General features: G+C 42.7%; 23 protein-coding genes. 1 reads left to right on the top strand and 22 read right to left on the bottom strand.

Translation table 11 applies throughout. The annotated features are described in order from the left end of the window. Window positions 1-8 precede the first annotated feature (8 nt). The 6 genes from AC1DIV_RS02850 to AC1DIV_RS02825 all read right to left on the bottom strand — a co-directional run bounded on the left by AC1DIV_RS02850 (window position 9) and on the right by AC1DIV_RS02825 (window position 5,334). Window positions 9-263, bottom strand: coding sequence for a DNA-directed RNA polymerase subunit beta (locus AC1DIV_RS02850; RefSeq protein WP_053087418.1), 255 nt, complete (start codon window positions 261-263; stop codon window positions 9-11). A gap of 168 nt (window positions 264-431) precedes the next feature. Then, a complete protein-coding gene (locus AC1DIV_RS02845; RefSeq protein WP_340878138.1) occupies window positions 432-1,274 on the bottom strand; it encodes a flagellar hook-basal body protein in 843 nt (280 codons plus the stop codon). A 48-nt stretch (window positions 1,275-1,322) separates the two neighbouring features. Next, entirely contained in the window at window positions 1,323-2,162 is an 840-nt protein-coding gene (locus AC1DIV_RS02840) for a flagellar hook-basal body protein (protein ID WP_477575705.1), read from the bottom strand. A gap of 277 nt (window positions 2,163-2,439) precedes the next feature. Then, window positions 2,440-3,441 (bottom strand): rod shape-determining protein, encoded by a 1,002-nt coding sequence (gene mreB / locus AC1DIV_RS02835; RefSeq protein ID WP_048685812.1) that lies wholly within the window; start codon window positions 3,439-3,441, stop codon window positions 2,440-2,442. A 307-nt stretch (window positions 3,442-3,748) separates the two neighbouring features. Next, on the bottom strand, window positions 3,749-4,021 hold the full coding sequence (spoIIID, locus tag AC1DIV_RS02830) for a sporulation transcriptional regulator SpoIIID (RefSeq protein WP_034315767.1): 273 nt from the start codon (window positions 4,019-4,021) through the stop codon (window positions 3,749-3,751). Window positions 4,022-4,455: 434 nt separating this feature from the next. Next, on the bottom strand, window positions 4,456-5,334 hold the full coding sequence (locus AC1DIV_RS02825) for a stage II sporulation protein SpoIIQ (protein WP_340878614.1): 879 nt from the start codon (window positions 5,332-5,334) through the stop codon (window positions 4,456-4,458). 154 nt (window positions 5,335-5,488) lie between these two features. Here AC1DIV_RS02825 and AC1DIV_RS02820 point away from each other — a divergent pair, with 154 nt between their 5' ends. Then, complete coding sequence (locus AC1DIV_RS02820; protein ID WP_340878140.1) at window positions 5,489-5,914, top strand: VanZ family protein; 426 nt, start codon at window positions 5,489-5,491, stop codon at window positions 5,912-5,914. Window positions 5,915-5,934: 20 nt separating this feature from the next. Here the strand turns inward: AC1DIV_RS02820 and spoIID are convergent, their stop codons facing one another. From spoIID to AC1DIV_RS02740, 16 genes are all read right to left on the bottom strand, one after another. After that, the gene (gene spoIID, locus AC1DIV_RS02815; protein WP_226990485.1) at window positions 5,935-6,972 is read right to left on the bottom strand and encodes a stage II sporulation protein D; all 1,038 of its coding nucleotides are present in this window, start codon (window positions 6,970-6,972) and stop codon (window positions 5,935-5,937) included. Window positions 6,973-7,174: 202 nt separating this feature from the next. Then, window positions 7,175-8,476 carry a UDP-N-acetylglucosamine 1-carboxyvinyltransferase gene (gene murA, locus AC1DIV_RS02810; RefSeq protein WP_034315774.1) on the bottom strand — a complete coding sequence of 434 codons (1,302 nt, stop codon included), beginning with the start codon at window positions 8,474-8,476 and terminating at the stop codon, window positions 7,175-7,177. 32 nt (window positions 8,477-8,508) lie between these two features. Beyond that, window positions 8,509-9,258, bottom strand: a complete 750-nt coding sequence (locus AC1DIV_RS02805) for a YwmB family TATA-box binding protein (protein ID WP_048685820.1) — start codon at window positions 9,256-9,258, stop codon at window positions 8,509-8,511. 158 nt (window positions 9,259-9,416) lie between these two features. Next, window positions 9,417-9,659 carry a DUF1146 family protein gene (locus tag AC1DIV_RS02800; RefSeq protein ID WP_034315776.1) on the bottom strand — a complete coding sequence of 81 codons (243 nt, stop codon included), beginning with the start codon at window positions 9,657-9,659 and terminating at the stop codon, window positions 9,417-9,419. A 149-nt stretch (window positions 9,660-9,808) separates the two neighbouring features. Next, entirely contained in the window at window positions 9,809-11,335 is a 1,527-nt protein-coding gene (nuoN, locus tag AC1DIV_RS02795) for an NADH-quinone oxidoreductase subunit NuoN (RefSeq protein WP_340878141.1), read from the bottom strand. Window positions 11,336-11,338: 3 nt separating this feature from the next. Next, window positions 11,339-12,862 carry a complex I subunit 4 family protein gene (locus AC1DIV_RS02790; protein WP_340878142.1) on the bottom strand — a complete coding sequence of 508 codons (1,524 nt, stop codon included), beginning with the start codon at window positions 12,860-12,862 and terminating at the stop codon, window positions 11,339-11,341. Then, a complete protein-coding gene (gene nuoL / locus AC1DIV_RS02785) occupies window positions 12,859-14,730 on the bottom strand; it encodes an NADH-quinone oxidoreductase subunit L (protein ID WP_340878143.1) in 1,872 nt (623 codons plus the stop codon). The genes AC1DIV_RS02790 and nuoL overlap by 4 nt, the downstream gene beginning before the upstream one ends. Window positions 14,731-14,764: 34 nt before the next feature. Then, window positions 14,765-15,079, bottom strand: coding sequence for an NADH-quinone oxidoreductase subunit NuoK (gene nuoK, locus AC1DIV_RS02780; RefSeq protein WP_034315785.1), 315 nt, complete (start codon window positions 15,077-15,079; stop codon window positions 14,765-14,767). Further along, window positions 15,076-15,594, bottom strand: coding sequence for an NADH-quinone oxidoreductase subunit J (locus AC1DIV_RS02775; protein ID WP_048685826.1), 519 nt, complete (start codon window positions 15,592-15,594; stop codon window positions 15,076-15,078). Before AC1DIV_RS02775 ends, nuoK begins: the two co-directional genes overlap by 4 nt. Continuing rightward, the gene (gene nuoI, locus AC1DIV_RS02770; RefSeq protein ID WP_048685828.1) at window positions 15,591-16,010 is read right to left on the bottom strand and encodes an NADH-quinone oxidoreductase subunit NuoI; all 420 of its coding nucleotides are present in this window, start codon (window positions 16,008-16,010) and stop codon (window positions 15,591-15,593) included. The genes AC1DIV_RS02775 and nuoI overlap by 4 nt, the downstream gene beginning before the upstream one ends. Window positions 16,011-16,043: 33 nt before the next feature. Continuing rightward, window positions 16,044-17,051 (bottom strand): NADH-quinone oxidoreductase subunit NuoH, encoded by a 1,008-nt coding sequence (nuoH, locus tag AC1DIV_RS02765; protein ID WP_477575703.1) that lies wholly within the window; start codon window positions 17,049-17,051, stop codon window positions 16,044-16,046. Next, window positions 17,052-18,149: an NADH-quinone oxidoreductase subunit D gene (locus tag AC1DIV_RS02760; RefSeq protein ID WP_048685832.1), complete on the bottom strand. Its 1,098-nt coding sequence runs from the start codon at window positions 18,147-18,149 to the stop codon at window positions 17,052-17,054. 5 nt (window positions 18,150-18,154) lie between these two features. Then, complete coding sequence (locus AC1DIV_RS02755; RefSeq protein ID WP_477575701.1) at window positions 18,155-19,306, bottom strand: NADH-quinone oxidoreductase subunit C; 1,152 nt, start codon at window positions 19,304-19,306, stop codon at window positions 18,155-18,157. After that, a complete protein-coding gene (locus tag AC1DIV_RS02750) occupies window positions 19,307-19,783 on the bottom strand; it encodes a NuoB/complex I 20 kDa subunit family protein (RefSeq protein ID WP_170946902.1) in 477 nt (158 codons plus the stop codon). A 26-nt stretch (window positions 19,784-19,809) separates the two neighbouring features. Then, complete coding sequence (locus AC1DIV_RS02745) at window positions 19,810-20,184, bottom strand: NADH-quinone oxidoreductase subunit A (RefSeq protein WP_048685838.1); 375 nt, start codon at window positions 20,182-20,184, stop codon at window positions 19,810-19,812. Between the two features lie 342 nt (window positions 20,185-20,526). Then, entirely contained in the window at window positions 20,527-20,928 is a 402-nt protein-coding gene (locus tag AC1DIV_RS02740) for a F0F1 ATP synthase subunit epsilon (protein ID WP_048685840.1), read from the bottom strand. Between the last annotated feature and the right edge of the window lie 11 nt (window positions 20,929-20,939).

Raw genomic sequence — 20,939 nt, 5'->3', positions numbered from 1 at the left:
ACATGGAACTACGCGCCCTTGTTCACTATATCAAAAATATGGGTCCATGTGGATTTTTGGAAAACATCCATTGCATGTCCTCCGCCAATCACACTATATCCTAATAGTGCCCCGGATAATACAGCAATGAAAATCAATCCGATAACAATGAGTAAACGAAGCCAAATTGGCAAAAGACGGACCTTGATCCTACGATTCGGTTTCGCCTCAACTTCCTTTATCTCTTCTTCAATTTGTTGTCTCATTACACGATTTTGTTCCATATAGAATGTGAAAGCTCCTTTTAAGAAAACTCGCCGACTGATATCCCCGATACGCCAGAAATTCAGCAGCTATGCAAAATGGTCGGCACGAATGATTTCTCTTGTTATGAATTCATTATAACCGATTTGCTCTAATTCCGCAGGGAGACATTTTATTTACCAGTTACCTTAACGGATTCCATTGACTAATCCGCTCATTTGATCAGCCATCGTTACCGCCCTGGATTGAAATTGGTAAGACCGCTGAACATTGATTAGATCCGTCATTTCTTTGGAAAGATCGACATTTGAGGACTCCAGAGTACCTTGACGGACTGCTGCCTGGTTGCGGGAATCCCCTGTTAATGCAGTCATGATATCGTCTTCCGTAACACCCAAGGCATTGAAGTTTTTGGGCAGGCCAAGTAAATTCCCGCCTAGCCGGTCAAGAAATTGCGGTTTCTTTACCGAGACTATTCCGAGCCCAAAACTCTTTTCGCCATATTCTTCCGTATCCACTATCAATAAGCCTTTTTCCGAAATCTTAATGTCTTTAATATTTCCCTCTATGAGGATCGGTTCACCATTTTCATCAAGTACTTTATGTCCAGCAGAGGTGACAAGCATCATTTGGTCGTTAGCATTAGGGGATAAATAAAAGGCACCATCCCTTGTAAGCCTTGTATGGACCCCATTATCGTCCTGAACGCTTACGGTGAAGAACTGGTCATCTCGGGTGAATGCGGCATCAAGGTTGCGGTCCGTCGTCTTTAAGGCACCCTGTGAAAGCACCAATTGAGATTGGCTTATCATTGCACCTGTTCCCTGCCGGATGCCAGGTGCGGTCAACCTTCCTTTTTCCTTGGTCTCACTCGGTTGATTATTGAAACTCTGTGTCAATAAGTCATTGAAACTCGTTTGGGTCTTTTTGTAGGCTGTCGTGTCCACATTCGCGATATTATTACTTATTTGATCGATTTTACTTTGAAGCTGGTTCAGCGTATTCGTCGCCGTCATCATCGTCCGGTTCATGGTTTTTCCCCTTACAGTTCAAATTTCCGAATTTCACCTACTGCTCAATTAAAGCCTGCCAACTTCATTGACCGCTTTATCCAAACTTTTATCATAGGCTTGAAGCACCTTCTGACTCGCTTCAAAAGAGCGGTATGCCGACATCATTTCTGTCATCGTTCTCGATTGGTCAACATTGGAGCCTTCAAGAAAGCCCTGCTCAGTGGAAAAACTGACATCCGCAGCCGCGTATGCGCTAGGTAAATCCCCATCATTCACAGCCTTATATAGGCCTTCGCCATCTTTCATGAGCTGTAATGACGGATCATCCGAATAACCGATCCCCAAACGTGCGGTTTGAACATTTCCCTCTAAAATAACACCGTTTTCCGCTACTGTGAATCGATCGCTATCAAGCTGGATCTTTTCATTATTTTCGCTCAATACATAATGACCGGACGGCGTAGTCAGATAACCTTGCCCATCCAGGGTGAAACTGCCGTTACGCGTATAACGGATAGCACCATCGCCATCCTGGACAGTAAAAAACACCGAGCCTTGCCGACCCGTTTCCTCATTGATCGGTAGGTTTTCATCAACAAGGGAAATATCCGTATTAAGCTGGGTTTCTTCCAATGTGCCCTGTGTAAATAAAGGATTCGCCTCCTGTACGTAAACACCCGTACTGAGCCCCCCAACCTGGGAAAAGTTAGACATGCTCAATTTGCTCTCCGTGGGAACCGTTTCACCACCCATGCTGCTTATGAGCTTTTCCGGAAAAGACCTTACACTCAATTGATCCGCTTTATACCCTGTTGTATTCGCATTGGACATATTGTTTGTGAGTAATTCCGTGCGCCTTTGCTGTGCAAGCATCCCGGAAGCAGCCGTATAAAAACCTCTTAACATCTTCTTCACTCCCCAATCTACATAACTTATCCGTTCAATATCTCATATCTATCTTATCGGTCATGAACATCAGTATCTTAAGGAAAAGGAGAAGCATTAGGCAGAAGAATTTGTCATATCATAGGCTAGGTCAAATTTAAAGGAATGGTGTTAAATTCTCGACTAAAAGAAGAGGGCCTATTGCTCATCAGTACTGGAACTGCACGCACTTTCACTATGCCTCACGTTTGTCTGAACCTTAGACCCCTATCTTATGATGCGGATTTCCACCCGCTTTTTAGTTGAATTTGTGCCGTGGCAATTTATCCATATTATCAAGCATGATACCGGTTCCGATTGCTACACAATCCATCGGCTGCTCGGCAACGAGCACTGGGACCTTAAGTTCTTCAGCAAGAAGTAAATCAATCCCGTGAAGCAAGGCTCCCCCGCCTGTTAAAATGACGCCGCGGTCGATGATATCAGCAGAAAGTTCTGGCGGCGTCCGCTCAAGTACGCTTTTTGCAGCTTGTACAATGATGGAAACCTGCTCGCGAAGAGCCTCCTCAATTTCTTCAGAATTGACCGAAATGGTTCTAGGCAATCCCGATACCATATCACGCCCACGGATATCGATGACTTCATTACGAGATCCAGGGAAGACGGTTGCAACCTGGATTTTAATGTTCTCCGCTGTACGTTCACCAATCAGGAGCTTATACTTCCGCTTGATATAATGTAATATTTCATTATCGAATTTGTCACCGGCCATTTTAATGGATGAAGATGTAACGATATCCCCCATTGAAAGAACGGCAATATCCGTTGTACCCCCGCCAATGTCCACGACCATATTGCCGCTTGGCTGAAAAATATCCATACCGGCACCGATTGCAGCCACTTTCGGCTCTTCTTCAAGGTATACTTTCTTCCCGCCGCTTTTTTCGGCAGCTTCTTTAATCGCCTTTTGTTCGACACTTGTTATGTTGGTCGGGCAGCAAATTAAAATTCTAGGCTTTGAAAGGAAGCCTTTCACATTCAATGTATTGATAAAATGCTTAAGCATCGATTCTGTTACATCGAAATCTGCAATGACACCGTCTTTTAAAGGACGGATTGCGATGATGTTTCCTGGAGTACGGCCTACCATTTTTCGAGCTTCTTCCCCGACGGCAAGAACACGGTTCGTATTCTTATCAATCGCCACTACCGAAGGCTCATTTAACACAATTCCTTTACCTTTGACATGTATAAGAACATTGGCTGTTCCAAGATCTATCCCAATATCTCTAGCAAACATTTCTTAAATCCTCCTTGAATATCCTCACATATAACCTACTTCTGTCCTAATTGTTTATTTTACCATATTGCATTGACACAAGTAAGTATGAATTATAAATAAACACTAATACAGACTATTATTTCCTATTTTGACAATATGTAAAAAAAATCAATGCCTTATGCACTACCTTACCTTATTTCCCCATAAAAAAATTCCGGCATGGAACCGCAATCAAGGTTAAGAAAAAGCTGACACTCACTTTCATGTCCCCTTATTCATTCCCCGATAGCCCGATTCACTTCCAATTGCCGGAATGATTCAAGTATCATTTAACGATTTCTTCTTCTCTTTCAGAACGTTTGTATTTTAATTTTGTCGCTTCTCCACCTCTAAGGTGACGAATGGATTTATGATAATCCAATATATCCTTCACTTCGTTAGCCAAATCAGGATTAATTTCTGGCAGCCTCTCAGTTAAGTCTTTATGCACTGTGCTTTTAGAGACTCCGAACTCTTTTGCAATGACGCGGACTGTTTTTCTAGTTTCCACGATATACTTTCCTATCTTGATAGTTCTTTCTTTGATGTAATCGTGCACACCACTCGACCTCCCCAAATTGGATGTGAGAAGTGTGAAATGAGATTCGTATTTTTCGAATCGAATACCGCTGCCCTATAAACAATGAAAGATAGAATTATTCACCTATTAGATAATTTGTAATAAACGATTCCTCACCTCAAACACTCTCTTTGCATGGTTTATAACATCTTATTAGCTTGGTTAAGAATATATGCCTAATGGGACAGGAGGTTTGGATATATTTCTGATTTTCATCTGTTTATTTTCATTAAACGTAAATTATTTCCCGAGAAATTTGTCAGAAATTCAAAGGTTTCAGCATATTGGACAATATTTCCCCGAAAGAAAAAAAGAAGCCGTTCAAAGTGAACGGCCTCCTTTTACCAAATTTTCAGTTGTTGTCATTCGTAACGCTCTAGGTTTTTGTTTTGATTTTATTAAAAATCTTAATCTTAATTAGATTGATTTAACGAATCTTTTAAGGAATCGCTTTCTTCAGTTGTATCTTCACCAGGGACAGAGCCTTCCTCATCAGTGCCACTCTCTAAATCAGTGCTCTCGTCAGTTTCGTCAACTGCAGGTGTTTCTTCTTTGTCAGCTTCAGATCCTTCGACTGCAGGTGTTTCTTCTTTATCAGCTTCGGCATCAGTTGCAGATTGGATCGCAGAAGCTTGTTTATCAACAAAATCAAGTGGGTTTAACGCAATGTTATCTTTTCTGATTTCGAAGTGGACATGTACGCCAGCCTCTTCATTGATTTGGCTTTTTCCGGCTGTAGCTATTGCTTGTCCTTGTTTCACTTTGTCACCGACTGCAACCTTAATGTCTTTAACAGATTGATAACGAGTAACAACGCCATCTTCATGCTCTACTTCAACTAAATTTCCAAGTAACGCATCGTCTTGGACTTTCGTTACATTTCCACTTAAGGAAGCTTTTACATCGAAAGACTTTCCATCTTCCATTGCAATGTCTATACCTTTGTTTTGCTCATATCTATTGTTGTAGAAAACCAATGCTTCTTCTTGTGCCTTTTCATCCGCATTCACATCATAAAACTGTTTCTTGATAACCGATTTGTCTGCATCGGCTACAGGCATCTTGATTGTCTCAAGATTGCTATTAACCTCTACAGAAGGTTCACCATAGTTTTTTCCTGTTTCAGCCGATTCCTCTTTGCCATCTTTAGCTGAATCATCAAAACTATTTTGTAATAAGAAGGCCGCGGCTAAGATTATGGCTGCACTTGCGATATAGATTGCTGATAATGCCCAACGTTGTTTTAGTATACGTCGGATTGTGGAAGTTGGTTTCTTTTCTTCCTCTCTCATATTAATCACCTCAGCAATCATTCTGAACATTTTGTTAAAATTATATACATTTTGGAAAAAATTTTTTTTTGGATTTATTTTGTGGAAATGAAACCGATTTTATTCGTAGAATGGTAAAATGTTTGGTATCTTACTGTTGAAGGATGTTTAAATCATGAAAAAAGCTTTTAAACTTGTGTTAACGTCATTGCCTTTTCTATATATGATTGCCATTTGGATAATGTCGAGCAACCCCGATGATATGATTCTTGATCTTCCCTCATCCTCATTTGACCGATTTATCAAAGAGGCACTTCATCTGGTCGAATTTGCCCTTTTGTATATATTATTTGTTTCGGCACTTGCTGCACACCAAAAACTGAGACCTGGTTTAAGCCTGTTGGCTGCCCTTGTAGCTTGCCTTTATGGAGTGATTGATGAATACCATCAATCTTTCGTCCCGTACCGCTCCTCTAGCTTAATAGATGTCATTAAAGATATCATTGGAGTAGCTGCAGTTTATTTTCATGTCCAATATCATTATTTCAAGCGTAAACGGGGCTTTTTGACCTTTATAGAAAAATTAAACGAAAAGAAATGAGAGATGGGAATTCCCATCTCTCATTTTTTTGCCGTCATCGTATTCAGCCACTTACTTGAAGACTGGACTTTGACGCCTTTATAATAATATTTCACGATGTCTTCATAGGTTTTCCCTTCCCTGGCCATGCCGTTAGCACCGTATTGGCTCATTCCAACTCCGTGTCCAGATCCTTTTGTCGTGATCACAATCTGGTTGCCTTGACGCTCCCAGTCAAAATCGGAAGATGTCAGCCCGAGCTTCTCACGAATCTGTTTTCCTGTCATTTTCTTTCCTCCGATATCCACTACACCTACGCGATTACCTGATGTTCTTTCAATGACAGTTCCTATGGATGCTCCCGAAGAAAGACTTACACCCAATTTATTTTCAAAATCTGCAGTGTCGACTACTACTTTATTATAAAACTTTGGTGATTCTTCTTTATCCCATGGACTGGATACACTTTTTAAATAGGGAAATTCAGCTTGCCAATAGTCCTCGGAATTCTCCGTATAGCCATTGCTTGTCGAAAAAAAGGTGGCAGTAATCGGTTTTCCTTCATAGGTTAAGATTTGACCCGCCGTTTCTTTTATGGCCTTGTTAATTTTTTGCATTTTCCATTTATAATCAGAGCCCCACTGTTTTTTCAGCTCATCATTATTCTTATAAACTTGGTGCATGACCGTATCGCTTACATCGGCACCATCCGGCAAGCCTAATCGACTTTCGCTTATGAGCTGATTGACAATATAGGTTCTCGCCGTCAACGCTTGTGCTTTCAGCGCTTCTTCTTCAAAATCTGCTGGCATTTCAGCTGCAACCACACCACTCAAGTACGATTCAATCGGCAGTTTTTCAATCTTTTTTGCAGATGTGCGGTAAACGGCAACTTCTACGGAACTCATTTCATTTGCTGCTACCTCTTTGCCTTCATTCTTCCCTTTACTTTCCAATTGCTCGGTCAACTGCCCACTTGTCTTATCATTTGAAAATGGAAGCACAAGCACTGCCGGAATCATGATAATTACGAATGCTACTGCTATGAATAGTACGACCATCGGTTTGATTGCTTTCAAATTCCTGAGCCTCCCTACACTTGTTTTCTCTGCCGTATAATCGTATCCAGCAGGTATCTTTACATAACAAATGTATGTCGAAGGACAAGCATTTATGAATAGAAAAACGACAAGTATTTAACTGTCGGCCAAGAATCCGGAACATGATAAAAAAAACCATTCACGGTTCGGAGACTCGAACGTGAATGGTTTTATAAGCTACTTATGCGTTTAAATCTGCAATTTTTTTTGTTTCAGCAGGCACATCTTCGTTAATACGTTCCACATCAGCACCTAGAGATGCCAATTTACCATGGAAATTCACGTAACCTCTGTCAAGATGCTTCAATTCTGTAACACGTGTAATGCCATCTGCAACCAATCCAGTCAGGATGAGCGCTGCCGCGGCACGTAAATCTGTTGCAGCTACTTCAGCACCTTGAATGTTAGTTGGACCATTAACGATAACGGAACGGCCTTCTATTTTAATATTGGCATTCATGCGACGGAATTCTTCAACATGCATGAAACGGTTTTCGAAAACGGTCTCCGTAATCATACTTGTTCCTTCAGCACGCAGTAATAATGCCATCATTTGCGATTGCATATCAGTCGGGAAACCAGGATGCGGCATTGTTTTGATGTCAATGGCCTTCAAGGTTTTTGGACCGATAACGCGTAATCCATCTTCTTCTTCAAGAATTTTAACGCCCATTTCCTCCATTTTAGCAATAAGGGAAGTAAGGTGTTCAGGTACAGCTCCTTGAACAAGAACATTGCCGCCAGTAAGAGCGGCCGCTGTCATGAATGTACCAGCTTCGATACGGTCAGGTATAATCGTATGTTCAGTGCCATATAATTTATCGACACCTTCGATTCTCATCGTACCAGTACCGGCACCTCTGACTTTGGCACCCATTTTATTAAGGAGATTCGCAAGATCTACAATTTCAGGCTCTTTGGCCACATTTTCAAGAATCGTAATACCTTCAGCAAGCGTAGCAGCCATCATGATGTTTTCGGTGGCACCAACACTTGGGAAGTCAAGATACACTCTTGCACCCTTAAGTCTGCCTTCTACCTCGGCATCAATGAAACCATTGCCGACCTTCACTTTTGCTCCCATCGCTTCAAAGCCCTTTAAATGCTGGTCGATAGGACGTGATCCGATGGCACAGCCACCAGGAAGAGCAACGCGGGCCCGGCCATTCCTTGCCAGTAATGAGCCCATCACTAAAACGGAAGCTCTCATTTTACGTACATATTCAAATGGTGCTTCTTCTAATAACTCTCTTGATGCATCTACAGTTACTTGATTGTCATGAAAGGCAACATCTGCATTTAAGTTGCGCAATACTTCATTGATTGTATATACATCGGAGAGCGTAGGAACATCTTTAATGATACTTTTCCCATCACTTGCTAATAATGTTGCAGCGATAACTGGCAAAACGGCGTTTTTAGCACCTTCTACTTTAACTGTCCCGCTAAGCCTTTTTCCGCCGCGGACGATGATTTTTTCCAAAAGTATTCCCCTCCGCGTCCATTTTCTCTATATTAATATTCAAACGTTATGATTGGTGTGCCAACTACAAAGTTCGTTCGGTCACCCAATCCTTCTGTCCGTAGCCCAAACTGCAAATTTAATTTTTCTTTTGTCAAAGGTTGTTTAAACAAAGTTGAATGTGCAGATATAGATGTAAAGTTTGTTTCGTGCACACTCTCAATTTCCCTTGCTTGGAACATATCTAACAGGTCTTCAGTTTTAGAGTTTAAAACCGAATCCATATTATCATTGATAGACCCTTTAATACAAGAAAAAATTGAAGGAGTTCCTATAAATAGGTCATTCACCCTGTTTTGGAACGTAGCGGTAAAAAAGGCATTATTGGCTTTCTTCCACTTTTTCCCCTTCACTTCGTAAATAACATAGGTAACTTTATCAAATTTCTCTTCCGTTGTCATTATTTTGATAGACTCGGTCAGACCTGAATCGACATTGTAAGTTAACGCCTCAGCCTTCCAGCCGGAAGCATCATCTTTCCGGTGCCATTGAAATTGAGGGTATTTTCGTTTTAAAGCTGTAACTTCGCTTTCAAACTCTTGTTTAGTTGTAATCTCTTTATTTATTTCTCTAGTGAGTACAGACCAATCCCCTATGTCTAAATCTTTATCTTCCTGTAACAGTCCCACCATTTTAACTATATCTGGTTTACTTTCTGCCACAATCGTACTATTCCCAATTAAAATCACCATCAAACCGAGAAATACTATGTATGTTAACATTTTTTTATTTAAAAAATACATGTTAAATCCCTCCCCTTTTACACATTCTTTCCACAAGGAGAGAGATCATACTTCGATTTTTCCGACAATTGGTGACACCTTCCCCTTAAACTTGAAGGAAGCAATAGCGAATACAAGAGTAGAATCATATTTTGCTATAAGAAAAGTCTTACAGCATATCAGTCATTACTAAACATATACGGAAGTTGGTTTGCAAATCCCAGGTAGTCGAGGAAGAAATTACTTACAACTGAACCGATGGCAACCGTTAATAAAATATATAATACCCTGGCCTTGATGACCGAATTGGATCTTAACATTTTATCAAAATGTAATGCCTGTAAAGCCCACCAGGTAACTGCGATGAAAAACAAGTGTGCAATTATTCCTGTTAAAGCCTGCTGTCCCATTGCTGAAAACATGTACATACCTCCTAAAAGACACCCGAATTCTATTCTAACACAAAACCCCTTCATATTTGGAATTAAAAAGGAAGAATTGCAAAATATCTTTTTAAAACTGTAAATAGAGGCTTGATCCAATGGAACAAGCCTCTGATACAGGCATTATATCATTTACTCGAAATAAAGTCTGTAAAATCACCAAATTGATCATGAATAAAATCAAAGGCAATATTTGGCGCCACCCCGAAAAGTATGGTGCCTATTACGCATATGATCAACACGGCGTAAAGACCCGGACGAATTTTAATGACCTTCCCTGAATGAATCGGTCGGAAAAAGACCTGCACCAATAATCCGAAATAATACACATAGGACACAATGGTACCTGCAATCATGATTCCCGCAAGGACGAAATGTCCAGGCTCCGTTATGAATGTCCCAAGAAAAATATTAAGTTTGCCAATGAAACCTGTCGTCCCGGGAATTCCAGCAAGCGACAGGATGAATACGGTGAATGCCATGGCAAGATACGGGGATTTCCTCCCCAGTCCTGCAAGAATGCTGATATCTTCGGACCCACTTTGACTGGAAAGCAGCTGAATGACTGCAAATACACCGATATTCATTAATACATAAGCCATTAGGTAAAACCAGACAGTATCCAGGAGGAAATATCCCCCGCCCAATGTTGCCACCGCCACAAGCAGGTAACCCGCATGGGCGATGCTTGAATAGGCAAACATTCGTTTTAAATTTTGCTGCCTTAACGCAACCACGTTTCCAATGATGATCGTCAGCCCCGCCAATGAAGCTATATAAATATTATTTTTATCCAAAAAATCGAGCGCCCCGAACGTATCACCGGAAGCTGTTAGGAACAACGAAAGAAAAAGGCGCAGGATGATGACGAAACCCGCCATTTTCGAAATTACACTCAAGAAGGCTGCGACCGGTGTCGGTGCCCCTTCATAGACATCCGGCGCCCACATATGAAACGGTGCGGCAGCTATCTTGAAGGATACACCGACAAATACCATGAAGAAAGCGAGCCCCATGATGTATTGCAGCTGCCCGTCCGTCATCGCAGCCATCGTCCTGCTCATTTCGCCTAGATTGACGGAACCGGTCACTCCATATAAATAGCTCATCCCGAATAAAGTGATTGCTGTGGAAATGCCTCCGTTTATCACATACTTCATGGACGCTTCGTTGGACTTCCGATCATGCTTGCGCATTCCGACTAATATATAAGATGAAAGTGAAAGAAGTTCCAGTCCAACGAACAGCGTGATCAAATCACCGCTTGAGGACATGACCATCGCTCCAAGCAAAGCGGTCAGGAACAGATAATAAAATTCCCCCCGGTGCTCCCGCAGCCCCTCTTTCGGTTCATATCCTTCAGCCAGAAGGATGATCAGGGCCGCTCCGAATAATAGTAGCAGCTTAAAAGCTTTTGCAAATGAATCTAAACGAAACGTATCGGATAAGATACTGACTGTCTCAAAGGATAGCAGGCTAATCAGTGACAAACATGCCAAAATGATTCCGGTTAGCGCGAGCCATGCCAGTTTTCTCCGATTAAAGTGCTTCGGCCAGAATAAATCCAGTATCGAAAGAATCATGGTCGTTCCAAGAATGATGAATTCAGGCATCATCGCTCCCCAATCATAAGAAAGCATCGTGTTCCAATCCATCCTTCATCGCCCCCCTAGAGCAAGCATCATGGCTTCAATCGTTCCTTGAAGAGGCCCGCCTAACAAATTTGGGTATACCCCAACAGATATTATCAAACCGAGAAGAACCAACGCCGGAAAAAACTCCCAGCCCCTTATGTCCCATTTCTCTTTTTCTATCAAGCTATCATTTTTCCCGAAAGTCATAAGCATGACCGCCCTCAGTACATAAACAGCGGTTAATACCAGCCCGATCACCCCTATTGCCGCAAGCATCGGCTGACTCTTGAATAAGCCAAGAAATACCATGAATTCACTGATGAAGCCGGACATGCCAGGCAAACCGAGTGAAGCCATTCCGCAAGCTAACATAAACCCTGAAAAAATCGGCATCGACTTGGCCAGCCCTCCAAGCTTAGGAAGCATCGTGGTTCCTGTACGTTCATACAACACTCCCACCAAGAAAAACAACAAAGCAGCAATTAGCCCGTGTGAGATGACTTGAAAAATAGCTCCCTGAATGCCCGCTTCATTCAAGGCTCCCAGCCCCATCATGACGATACCCATATGCGAGATTGATGAGTAGGCTAAAACGAGCTTGAAATCCGTTTGTACCAATGCCAGAAAAGCACCATATAAAAAACTGAGGACCCCAAATAGGACAATGGTAAAGGCCAAGCTTTTATATTGTTCAGGAAATATCCCCATTCCAAACCGGATGATTCCGTACGCCCCAATTTTCAATAAGACACCGGCATGTATCATGACAATGGATGGGGGTGCTTCTGCATGGACCCGCACCATCCAGCTATGAAAGGGAAAGACCGGCAGCTTTATCGCAAATGCCACGAGAAATGCAAGACATAAACCATATTTCATCGAACCGGATATGGGTGCAAAAAGCGAAACGCCGCCCATTGTCATCATCTGTGTCAATGCTGCAATGTTGGTCGTACCTGTCCTGGCAAACAAAATCAAAATGGCCACCAATAAAACAGCCGAACCAATGCCATTATAGATCAGAAAACTATAAGAAGCTTTCTCCCTCTCCAGAAAGCCCCATCTGCCAATTAAAAAGAAAGCAGGAATCAAAGTCATTTCGAAAAAGATGAAAAAAAGGATCAAATTTTCTGCCGTGAAGACACCGAGCATTCCAATCTCCAGGATCAAAAATAATAAATAATACCCTTTCCATTCTTTTTTTATATAAATGGATGCGATTGCGGCCAGTGATGAAATGATTGTTGTCAGTAATAGGAAGATGAGACTTAAGCCATCCAGCCCCAACTCAAAATCAACCGTGAAGAGCTTGGGATCATACATCTCCAAATTTCCAAACCTGATCCAATTCAACTTAATGTCAAATATGGATAGGGCCACACCCGAATAATATTGGCTGCAAAGAAAGAATGATAGGAAAAGGGGAGGCAGTGTTCCGAAAAAACCAAATTGTTTAATCGTCCTTTCCTCTTTTTTCGGCATGAGGGCAACCATCACGATGCCCAGCAGCGGTGAAAACACCAAAAGCGAGAGCAAATAGACATTCATCTTAGATACCCCCCAGTTACTGCAAAAATCACCAACAGTACCGCAAGTCCCAGAAAGGCTATCATGCCATATTGCTGTACCTGTCCCGTTTGCAGTTTAGACCCTATTTTCCCCAATCCTTCTATTGAACTTGTTACAGTGGAAACAAGCCCACCGACAATGAACCTTTCAATATAAGATAGGAATATACTAAAGCCTTTGATTGCATAGCCTGCAGTAAAATGATAAATCTCATCAATGTAATACTTATTTTCCAAAATCCTATATACCTCGGAGTTTTCTTTGACCAGCCATTCCCGAGATAACTTCTTTTTAACGTATATCATATAAGCAAGGTAAATCCCGGCCAGCGACACAATCACGGCCATCAACATTATCCAAATGGGCCCCTCACTATGGCTGGCGCCTAGAAGAGCTTCATTTCCCTCCACAAGCCACTCCCCAAGAAAAGTTCCAAACCACGGTGTTTGGATATACCCACCGATTACAGCAAGCAAAGCCAATGCGAGCATGGGAATTAGCATGATGAAAGGTGATTCCTTGATCTGTTCTGCTTGACTGCGTGAATCGCCTGCAAACATCATGAAAAACAGCCGGAACATATAAAACGCAGTTAAAAAGGAGGTAACCGCCGCTAGACCAAACAATATATAACTACCATTCTCCCAGGCTGCCATTAGAATTTCATCTTTACTGAAAAAGCCCGAGAGCAACGGAAACCCCGATATCGCCAACGTGCCAGTCAAGAACAGCGGACCGGTCCAATTCAACTTACGCCATAAGCCGCCCATTTTTTCCATATCCTGTGTATGTATAGCGTGAATAACACTGCCTGCTGCCAAAAACAGCAATGCTTTAAAAAAGGCATGGGTCATTAAGTGAAACACCCCGGCCACATATCCCGAGGTACCCAAAGCAAGCATCATAAAACCAAGCTGAGAGATGGTCGAATAGGCCAATACACGCTTAACATCCTTTTGCACCATGGCAATGCTTGCGGCAAATATGGCTGTAATTCCACCTGTTATGGCCACTACCTGCATCGCTGCAGAACTAGCCATGAATAACGGAAACATGGCCGCCACCAGGTATACCCCTGCAGCAACCATAGTTGCCGCGTGTATCAATGCGGAAACCGGAGTCGGGCCTTCCATTGCATCCGGAAGCCACGTGTGAAGTGGAAATTGTCCAGACTTCCCAACAGCTCCGATAAAAATCAAAATAGCGATTAAAGTCAGTTTATCACTTGATATCATGCCCGATTGAACGGCTTGAAAGATCTCTCCATATTCAAAGCTGCCTGTTTCCCAGAATAGCAGAATGATGCCGATTAAGAGCCCTACATCCCCAATCCTGGTCATGATGAATGCCTTCTTCGCTGCAGCCTTAGCTTCCAGTTTATAAAAGTAAAAACCAATGAGCAGGAAAGACCCCACCCCGACCAATTCCCAGAAGATATAAAGTTGTAATAAATTGGGTGCCATGACTAGTCCAAGCATGGCAAAGGTGAAGAAGCCCAGATAAGCATAAAAAATGGAGAATCGCACTTCACCCTTCATATACCCCTTCGAATATATCTGGACAAGCAGGCTGACAAGGGAAACGACCACAAGCATCAAGGCATTGAGCTGATTGATTTCGAATCCAGCTGAAAGTTGCGTCCCTCCGAAGGAAAGCCAATCTATCGATATATTATAAGTGGGTTCTTTAAATCGCTCGATCAGGACAAGCAACGATAAAACGAACGAAGCCACTGTACATATTATTCCTATAAAAGCCCCTCGTTCCCGCAACCGCCCGCCTGATAGAAGCAGAACCAGAAACGTGACGAGTGGAAAGATCGGTATGAGCCATGCGTGCTCCATCATCGTATCAAATCCCCTTCTTCAATTATATAAACCTTCAATTCTTCATCATTTCCATTTCATCGACATTGACCGTCTTACGATTGCGATAAAGGGACATTAGTATGGCCAGCCCTACAGCCGCCTCGGCTGCAGCGATCGTAATCGTGAATAAGGAAAAAACTTGACCCGTAATGGATGGCGTTACCCCGAATTTACTGAAGGCCACTAAATTGATATTTGCAGCGTTCAGCATCAGCTCGATTGAAATCAAAACAATGACCGCATTTCTTTTCGTCAAGGCACCATACAGCCCTATACAAAACAAAACGAGTGCCAATACAAGGTAAGCCGACAAAGGGACTCCCGTCATGATCGATCTCCCTCCTCATCATCTTTTTTAGCCAATACGATGGCACCGACTAAAGCAACAAGCAGGAGTACCGACATCACTTCAAATGGAATTACATATTTTGAAAAAAGTTCGATTCCTATTTGCTTTGTATTTTCCTCATGCAACGCCGTTGGCTGTACAGGTATATCCAGATTATAAATCCCAAGATACACCGCTACGGCAAATCCGGCAATCGCTGCCAGCAAGGAGAAATTCCCCCAGCCCCCTTTAGCCGGTGCATCATTTTCCTGGTGTTTTGTCAGCATAATCCCGAATAGCATCACGATCGTAATTGCCCCTGAATAAATAAGGATTTGGACAATGGCGACAAACTCGGCCGAAAGCAACATATAAATACCTGCAATGCCCAAGAAAGTAAAAACAAGTGCGATAACCATGTGCACCACTTTTGTTAAGGTAATCAGCAACACCCCGCCTACTATCGCGACGAGTGCCAAACCAATAAAGGCAATCAATTCACCCGACAAACTCATACTTTATTCACCTTCCGGATATTTTCATCATTTTCATCCAGCCACTCCAGATTTTTAAATAGATGATCACGGCTATACTCGGCCAGCTCGAATTGATTCGTCATCACGATCGCTTCTGTAGGGCAGACCTCCGTACATAAATCACATAAAATGCAAATCTCGAAATTGATGTCATACGTATCGATGATTTTCCCTTTTTTCGAAGGGTCCGGATGTTTCTTACCAGTTAATTGAATACAATCCGTTGGACAAATCGTCACACATTGATTGCATACGATACACTTTTCAGGATAGAACTTTTGGATTCCGCGAAATCGGTCAGGGAGCGGAAGCGGCTCATTCGGGTAGTCATAGGTCACTTTTTTCCTCGTCAAGTTCTTTAATGTATAGGTTAAACCTTTTGCTAAACCAAGCATATAAATCCCTCGCTTTCCGACCAGCTTAAGTTTCTAAAAAAGGTTAAGCAATTCTTTTATTAGTGCCGTCAAAAATATATTTGCCAATGCAACCGGAAGCAGCACTTTCCATCCGAATTCCATCAATTGATCAGCCCTTATACGAGGAAAGGTTACACGGATCCAGACCAATATATAGAATACGGCACTGAACTTCAGACCGAACCAGATGGCCGCCGGAATAAAATCCAAAAACGGAATAGAATTCCATCCCCCTAAAAATAATACAGTGGTTAGCGTTGCCATTGCAAACATATACACATATTCGGATAACATAAAGAAGGCCCAGCGAAATCCAGAGTATTCAACATGATAGCCTGCAACAAGTTCGGATTCCGCTTCCGGAAGGTCAAAAGGAACCCTGTTCAACTCGGCAACCGATGCAATGAAAAACACGATGAACGCAACCGGCTGAAGAAAAATGAACCAAACCTTTTCCTGTGCTGCGACTATATCATTCAAGTTTAAACTGCCTGTTATGAGGACGATGCCCACTAGCGACATCACCAAAGGGATCTCATAAGATATCATTTGCGCGGCTGCCCTCATTCCGCCAATCAAAGAATACTTATTATTGGATGCCCAACCTGCAGTGACGATGCCGATGGTAGATATGCCGGAAATCGCCATATAATAAAGCAGTCCGACACCTATATCAGCAAATTGGAAGGCATCGGTGAACGGCAAGGTGGCAAGGACCATGAAAGCGGGAGCAAAAGTAATTACCGGAGCTAAAATATATAACGGCTTATCAGCTTTCTTGGGTATCGTATCTTCCTTGATCAGAAGTTTCAAAACATCGGCAACGGTCTGCAAGAGACCCCATTTCCCTCCAATTTGGTTTGGGCCGACACGCATCTGCATGAATCCCATGATTTTACGCTCTGAAAGGATTCCATAGGTTACAAACCCTAAAACGACAAACAGGAGCAGGACTGCCAAACCAAAAAAAATGCCAAAATTCAGTAGGCTTGGAGCGGAGTGGAGAAGATCCTTGATCATTTATCCATCCACCTCCCCTAACACGATATCGATTGCACCTAAAATCGTTATCAAGTTCGCCATATTTTCCCCCTCCAATAATTTCGGAAGAATTTGCAGATTATAAAACGAAGGTCTGCGAAATTTCAAGCGGTATGGCTCCTTTTTCCCTTCACTCGCGATATAACAGCCTATTTCCCCTCTTGGTGATTCAATTCGGACAAATGCCTCACCCTTAGGAACCTTTATTATTTTAGGGACCTTAGCAAGGACCGGCCCTTCTGGAAATTGCTCAACCGCCTGCTCGATGATTTTCAGTGACTCTTCGATTTCTTCCATTCTACAATGATAGCGTGAAAAGGCATCACCCTCTTCCCTTGTAGGAACATCGAATGTGAACCTGTCATAAATGGAATATGGTTCATTTTTCCGTAAATCCCACTTCACACCTGTACACCTTAAGTTGGCACCGCTAAGCGAATACTGCAAGGCTTCTTCCTTCGTATAGATGCCCACCCCTTTAACCCGATTAACAAAGATTTCATTCCCTGTCACAAGCTCATGGTAACCGGCAAGCTGCTCCCTCATATAAGGGACAAACTCGGCAACCTTCGCAATCCAGTCTTCAGGAGCATCCCATTTCACACCTCCGACACGCATATAATTGAATGTTAGGCGTGCCCCTGACAATTCAGTCAATAAATTAACGATCATTTCACGTTCTCGGAATGCGTAAAGGAAAGGACTCGTCGCACCTATATCCAGCAAGTATGTACCCCACCAGACGAGGTGGCTTGCAACTCTGCCCAATTCCATTGCGATGACCCGCAAATATTCTGCCCTTTCAGGGATCTCCACCCCCATCATCGTCTCAACAGCATGGCAAAGCACATAATTATTTGTCATTGCCGCCAGATAATCGAGCCGGTCGGTATATGGGATTATTTGTGTATATTGCAGATTTTCCGCTAGTTTTTCCGTACCGCGATGCAGATACCCAATGACAGGTGTAGCCTCTTTGATAATCTCACCGTCAATCTTGATGACAAGCCGAAAAACACCATGTGTACTCGGATGCTGCGGCCCGACATTGAGAAGCATTTCTTCCGTCCTTAACATAGGGCTTATACCTCCACATCATAAGGCTCATAATCTTTTCTAAGGGGATACCCTTTCCAATCTTCCCCAAGTAAAATCCGCTTTAAATCAGGGTGTTCATAAAAGTTAATGCCCAATAAATCATACGCCTCACATTCTGGCCAATTGGCACCTGACCATAATGGGACCAATGATGGGATTACGGGAGTATCCCTATCAAGCTTCACCTTCAAGGCAACTGATTGGTTCATTTTGAATGAGTGTAAATGTACATAGATTTCCATATGGGATTCAAAATCCGTACCATGAAGTTCCGATAAATACGAAAAATCAAGCTGTTCATCGTACCGCAGAAATTTGGCTATTGAAAAATATGTATCCGGATTGGCCACTAAAGTGGGTACATCTTTTGATAGTCTATTAATATAGTTCTCTAATAATGCCCCTTGTCCTACATGGCTTTCAATAGCAGAAACAATTTGATCAAGTTTCGACTGATTTGGGGAAATTTCGCTAGGGGTGTCAACTTCCTCGCTTTCCTGTACAGCAGTCCTGTTCTTCGCAGCAGCAGCCGCTTTCGCTTTGGCAGCGGCTGCTGCCTTCGCCTTGGCCGCTGCCGCCGCCTTTTGCTTCGCTATGTCCATTTCGCCTTCCGGCTTTTCTGCCGTTTCTTCTTTCGCCTGTTTCCGGGCCAATGTCGCTGCCTTCGCCTTGGCCGCTGCCGCCGCCTTTTGCTTCGCTATATCCATTTCGCCTTCCGGCTTTTCTGCCGTTTCTTCTTTCGCCTGTTTCCGGGCCAATGCCGCTGCTTTCGCCTTGGCCGCTGCCGCCGCCTTTTGCTTCGCTATATCCATTTCACTTTCCGGCTTTTCTGCCGTTTCTTCTTTCGCCTGTTTCCGGGCCAAAGCCGCTGCTTTCGCCTTGGCCGCTGCCGCCGCCTTTTGCTTCGCTATATCCATTTCGCCTTCCGGCTTTTCTGCCGCTGCTTTCGCCTGTTTTTTGGCCAGCGCGGCTGCTTTCGCCTTGGCCGCTGCTGCCGCCTTTTGCTTCGCTATATCCATTTCACCTTCCGGCTTTTCTCCCGCTTCTTCTTTCGCCTGTTTTCGGGCCAGTGCTACGGCCTTTGCCTTGGCCGCGGCCTCTGCCTTTTGTTTCGCTAAGTCTTCCTTTTCACTCATCTATATCACCCGCTTTCCGGTTTTCGCCTCATAACGGATTTTTTCTTTTAATTTATTGATCCCGTAAATAAGTGCAGCTGGGTTTGGGGGACAACCCGGTATATATACATCGACAGGTACAATTTGATCTACCCCTTTGACCACTGAGTAAGAGTGAACATAAGGCCCGCCAGCAGTTGCACAGGAGCCCATTGCAATAACCCATTTCGGTTCTGGCATTTGTTCGTATAATCTACTTATTATTGGAGCCATTTTTTTCGTTACCGTTCCTGAAACAATCATGACATCCGATTGTCTGGGGGATGTCCGAAAAAAAGAACCAAATCGGTCCAAATCATAATGAGAGGAGCCGACACCCATCATTTCAATTGCACAACATGCCAAACCGAAAGTCATTGGCCAGAGTGAGTTACTTCTAGCCCAGCCTTTTATTTGTTCAAGTGTGGATAAGAAAATACTGTGGCGCATTTCTTCCATTTCTTTAGGGGTAAGTTCATCCAACTTCAATTCCACTTTAACACCTTCTTTTTCCAAGCATAGATTAGTCCTAGCATAAGGATCACGACAAAAAACAGCATTTCAATCAATGCAAACAGTCCGAGTTCATCATAGGCAACCGCCCATGGGTAAAGAAAAACCGTTTCTACATCAAATATGACGAACATCAATCCGAATAGATAATACCTGACATTGAATTGAACCCTTGAATCCTGAAAAGGATCGATTCCGCTTTCATAAGTCGTATATTTCATATCTGTCGGTTTATAAGGCCTTAGCAGTCTACCAAGAAATAAAGCGATCACAGGTAATAAAATACCGAGACAAAGGAAAACAAATACAATTAAATAATTATTTTGGTAAATATGCAGCTGTCCCATGTTCATCTCCCTTTATGGATAAATCATGTTAACTGGGTACAAGTTAAATTTGCCTGTCTTCTTTTTGGATACTGTAATAAAATATTATGCAGGGTAACAATCTTTTAGAAGCTACGTGATAGGAGGGGGTATGAAGCAATAAATGTAAGCGTATACATTATAACATTAGGATAAAAACATGTCGACGAGTTAAGGTTTAAAATGGAAAATACTTTACCCTATAATTCGACCTTTTTTTCCTAATTCCGATATTCCATGTCAATATTCCTCAAAAACCTTCAGGATAAAAAAACACCTGATCTTACCACGAATGGCTTGATCAGGTGTTTTCATCAATTAAAGTTATCGCATTTCTGCAATTTGGATTCGGTTAATGGCACGTTTAAGCGCTAAATTAGCTCTTTTGGCATCATTTGATCCATCATTGTTCTGCAATCTTTGTTCAGCACGGGCTTTTGCTGCTTGAGCACGTGCAAGATCGATAGTTTCAGCTCTTTCAGCAGATTGAGCTAAAATGGTTACCACATCAGGGCGAACTTCTAAGAAGCCACCATTTACAGCTACATAGTCTGTGTTGCTTCCATTTTTAAGACGGACAGCACCAATGGTAAGCGGGGCTACAGTTGGAACGTGTCCAGCCATGATTCCCAGCTCACCGCTTTTAGCTTTAGTGCTTACCATTTCAACTTCTGCATCATATACTGGGCCATCGGGAGTAACAACATTGACTTTAATGGTCTTCATTTCATTCCCTC

The sequence above is a fragment of the Peribacillus sp. 05N428 genome (assembly GCF_056397085.1).
The sequence above is the reverse complement of the archived record's forward strand: the minus strand, read 5'-3'. Positions and strand labels throughout refer to the sequence as shown.